At 40.2% G+C, this 3,885-nt stretch carries 6 protein-coding genes; 2 read left to right on the top strand and 4 right to left on the bottom strand.

What is annotated here, in order from left to right; all coding sequences use genetic code 11:
* Positions 1-196 precede the first annotated feature (196 nt).
* Both PX636_RS13330 and PX636_RS13325 read left to right on the top strand, forming a co-directional pair.
* On the top strand, positions 197-523 hold the full coding sequence (locus PX636_RS13330; RefSeq protein ID WP_288117557.1) for a type II toxin-antitoxin system RelE/ParE family toxin: 327 nt from the start codon (positions 197-199) through the stop codon (positions 521-523).
* Between the two features lie 81 nt (positions 524-604).
* Entirely contained in the window at positions 605-832 is a 228-nt protein-coding gene (locus PX636_RS13325) for a hypothetical protein (RefSeq protein WP_002797529.1), read from the top strand.
* Positions 833-1,201: 369 nt separating this feature from the next.
* On the opposite strand, the gene PX636_RS13320 is transcribed toward PX636_RS13325, so the two are convergent.
* From PX636_RS13320 to PX636_RS13305, 4 genes are all read right to left on the bottom strand, one after another.
* On the bottom strand, positions 1,202-2,068 hold the full coding sequence (locus PX636_RS13320) for an IS5 family transposase (RefSeq protein WP_288117556.1): 867 nt from the start codon (positions 2,066-2,068) through the stop codon (positions 1,202-1,204).
* Positions 2,069-2,139: 71 nt separating this feature from the next.
* Positions 2,140-2,481 carry a DUF5615 family PIN-like protein gene (locus PX636_RS13315; RefSeq protein ID WP_041804105.1) on the bottom strand — a complete coding sequence of 114 codons (342 nt, stop codon included), beginning with the start codon at positions 2,479-2,481 and terminating at the stop codon, positions 2,140-2,142.
* Positions 2,478-2,711 carry a DUF433 domain-containing protein gene (locus tag PX636_RS13310; RefSeq protein WP_002799619.1) on the bottom strand — a complete coding sequence of 78 codons (234 nt, stop codon included), beginning with the start codon at positions 2,709-2,711 and terminating at the stop codon, positions 2,478-2,480. The genes PX636_RS13315 and PX636_RS13310 overlap by 4 nt, the downstream gene beginning before the upstream one ends.
* A 395-nt stretch (positions 2,712-3,106) precedes the next feature.
* Positions 3,107-3,448 carry a VapC50 family PIN domain-containing toxin gene (locus PX636_RS13305; protein WP_155120309.1) on the bottom strand — a complete coding sequence of 114 codons (342 nt, stop codon included), beginning with the start codon at positions 3,446-3,448 and terminating at the stop codon, positions 3,107-3,109.
* Between the last annotated feature and the right edge of the window lie 437 nt (positions 3,449-3,885).

Below are 3,885 nucleotides of genomic sequence, written 5' to 3'. Positions count from 1 at the left end.
TTAGCGATTTTTGTCAATTGTTTTTGATATAGAGCGAACTAATCAATTAAGTCTCTTACCAGATAAGGATTTAGTCGATTTATGCCCCCCTATCGAACCATACCAAGTAACGAAGAACCTTAAATATTTATATAGCGTTTCTGATTCACAAGAGGTAAATTCCCGATCCTGAACAGCTTAATCAGCAAAGGTTTAAGTGTGCCGCACAGATGCGAGAACCGCTATAAATCAATACATCATTTCGACTGAAGCCCTTCGAGATATGGAACAAATTCTTGATTATTTGGCTAATACCAATATTAATGCGGCCGAGAAATTTCTAGAAGAGTTTAGCAAAAAGTGTCGTTATCTTACCCAATTTCCTCTAATGGGGCGCAGTTATCGAGAGATTCGTCCCTCTTTGCGTGGCTTACCGATGAAAAACTACATTATTTTCTATCGCTTAACTGAGCAAGGGCTAGAAATCATGCCTTTTATCAAAGGAGAGCGAGATTTAGAAGCTTTTTTCTTTGAAAACCCCTAAAAAATAAAGGCAATTACTTTTTTCAACTGTTTATAATAGAGATCGCTATAATCTGGAACATCTCCCCATCCCAAACCAGCCATGACAGCCAAAGAACAACTCCTCCAGGAAATCGAAACCGCTTCCGATGAAACCATTCACCAACTCCTCGATTTCCTCCATCAAACCCAAACCGCCAAACCGAAACAACCCTTTTGGCAATTTATCGAAGAACTCACCGCCGATATTCCCCCAGAAGTCTTAGAAACCCTACCCACCGATGGAGCCGAACAACACGATCATTATCTTTATGGCACACCAAAACAATAACAATGAAACTCATCTTTGCTGATACTTTTTATTGGATTGCCTTGATTAATCCCAGGGATAACTGGCACTTTATTGCCTTAAATTATGCCCAAAAATATGCAGATGATTACCTCATAACTACCGATGGCATTGTAGATGAAACACTCAATTATTTTGCAACTAAAGGTGCGATTATGCGTCGAAAAGCTCTTGCTACTTACCTTCAAATTTGCCAAGAGTCGAATATGGAAATTATTTCTTACACGCCTCAACTAAGACAAGCTGGATTTCAACTATTCGATGAACGTCCTGATAAAGGCTATAGCCTCACAGATTGCATCTCTATGATTGTAATGAAACAAAGAGGCATTAGATCTCTTGCAAAAGTAATCAAGATATATCCTTTTGTCGGTAACGAAGTTCGTAATTGTAGATACCAGCAATCAAATTCAATCTCAGACCAAATCGCCGTCTGCGATTTCTGTATCTTGATGAAAGTATCCGAAATATTTTGAGACGACGATGAATATGTTCTATAACTATGCGCCGTTGTGATAACTGACGATTGGCTTTTTTTTGCTCTTTACTTAGTTTTTCTTTTTTCTTTTTTTTATGAGGAATTTGACTGTTTTGATGGAGCTTCTGAATTCCTTGATAGCCTTTATCCCCTAATATTTCTATTTCCTTATTTAACCTTATTTTGCTCTCTTTCCACAGTCGAAAATCATGGACTCTTCCTTTCTCACAACGGACACAGATTACCTGCTCGCTTTTTTGGTCGCAACGCGCTCGCTGCGCGAGATCGGCAACGACTTGCGACTTTAATGTGTGGTATCCCTGCTTGCCACTATAGCATGATTTCTGTTTTTTTTTGGGTCTTTCTATCTCCTGTTCTGACACATCCACCACTATTACTTCTATTTCACTATTACTTTCTAAGAGGGCTTTTTTTCCGGGTAGATTAAACAGACCTGATTTGATGAGAATATTCTCTACTTTCCTAACAATTCTATACGCCGTTGATTCGTTAACACCCCAACTATTTCCCAGATGAAAATAGGTGCGATATTCTCGCCAATATTCTAATGTTATTAGTAGTTGGTCTTCCGTACTCAATTTGCTAGGCCTACCTGTCTTTTTTTGCCAAACTTTTTCTGCCTTTAGGACTGTTACCATATCCTTAAATGTATCTGGATACACGACCCACAAACGTTTGAACTCTGTTGGCTTTAAAGTTTTTACTTGTTCGTAATTCATCTTTCAATCTTAACTCTTGGACTATTTTATCCTATTTTGTCTAGACTTATGCAAGAGATCTAATGAATAGCTTAAGGAGCATTGCTGATCTCTACGATCATTGTTCCTTGACGTAGTTGTTCTAAAGCATCAGGTAAAGTAGCTGACAGCAATTGGCGCAGATTCCGATTCGTGACATTACCACAGGTCAACCATAAAATTTGGGGAGGTGTTCCCAGGCGACAGACCAAATCAATGAAGTCGCTATCTTTAGTCATAATCACGGCATTTTCGGCTCGCGCTGCTTCAAAGATATTGATGTCTTGAGCATCTCGAAGGGACAAGTCTCGTAGAGCAGACGCTTCTAAACCAAAAGTCGCTGATAACCAGTTCGCCAGCGTTGGAGGTAGTTGGGCATCAATCCAAATTTTCATGCCGTTAGTCTGGGGAAATCAGTACGGCGAGCTGCAAAAAGCAAACAAGCTTGGATATCTGCTAGTTCCAAATCGGGGAAGTCTTCTAAAATTTCATTAATGCTAACGTTCTCAGCCAACATTTCTAAAATATCAGTCACTCGAATTCGCATCCCTCGGATGCAAGGACGACCACCACACTGACCAGGTGTTTGAGTAATGCGGGTAAGCAAGCTAACTGTTGAGTTCATGGGGCGAATCTTTAAAGTATTTAATCTACACCTATTTTATCGGGTAATTCTGTCCCATGCGCCAGCTAACACGTCACGGCAGCGGACGGGTGGAAGCTGCTGGTGCTGAGTTCGAGGTTATCTGCCGCCGCTGATTTGAGCCGTTAGACAGACAAAGTTTTGAGAATTTCGGCTCTTCGGTTTGTGTTATGCAATGGACGGGGGTTATAAGGGATGGAACACTTATATAGAAAGGCATTTAGCGATTTTTGTCAATTGTTTTTGATCTAGAGCGAACTAATCAATTAAGTCTCTTACCAGATAAGGATTTAGTCGATTTATGCCCCCCTATCGAACCATACCAAGTAACGAAGAACCAGAATTTCAAAGTAGTCCATCGTACACCCTGAGTTCTGCTACAGTCTGGCTAGACCTTGCCTTTCATAAGCGGCAAGTAACCCATCAACACTTTGCGGTGGATTTCTTAAACTGATTCGCTGTTGCTTAGCAGCTTCACAGATCACTGAAGGAGCTAAATCAATCAGATGAATAATAAACTCATCGGGATGCTGAGCCTCGATACCATATTGCTCAAGAGTTGTAGCCGGAAAATCTGACAGATTGTATGTAACAATCACATCGGCTCCTGCACAAATGGCAGCCGCTAGTACATGACGGTCATTGGCATCTGGTAAGTTTAGCGATGGAATTAGATCTTTATAACCCTGAACGAGACAGTCACGTACATTACTGTTCATCAGAGCTTTTGTGCGGTGAAGACGCTCCTCCGTGAGATCAGGTCTATTCTTCAAAACATTCCGAATCCACTCATCATCGAAAATTTGGGTCTGAAACCCCGCCGTTTTACGGCGGCTTTACTGTTAAATATTACTGGACTTCCCCGTTGACAAAAGGCCATAACCTGTGCTGTAGGAGGGATTAAGAGAATTTCCAGCACCCCGTTACTGGGTACAAATTAGGGAAACTCCCAATAAATCTAACGCTTTTTGTTGCAGTTGAGTCGGTCGAGTTATCTTAGAAAAACGATAACTTCCCTCTCTAATTCTACAATAGAACTCTTGCAAATTAATTATATGTTATAATGGTGGCTTAACTAATTTTACCCCAAAAATTAGTTAATTAGTACATTTGTTATGAATAAAAACCTGAAGTTTTACTTTTAACTCAAAACTCT

This window comes from Microcystis sp. M53598_WE2, assembly GCF_030067735.1.
GTDB classification, from domain to species: domain Bacteria; phylum Cyanobacteriota; class Cyanobacteriia; order Cyanobacteriales; family Microcystaceae; genus Microcystis; species Microcystis aeruginosa.
Note: the sequence above shows the minus strand (reverse complement) of the source record. Positions and strands in the feature narration are given on the sequence as shown.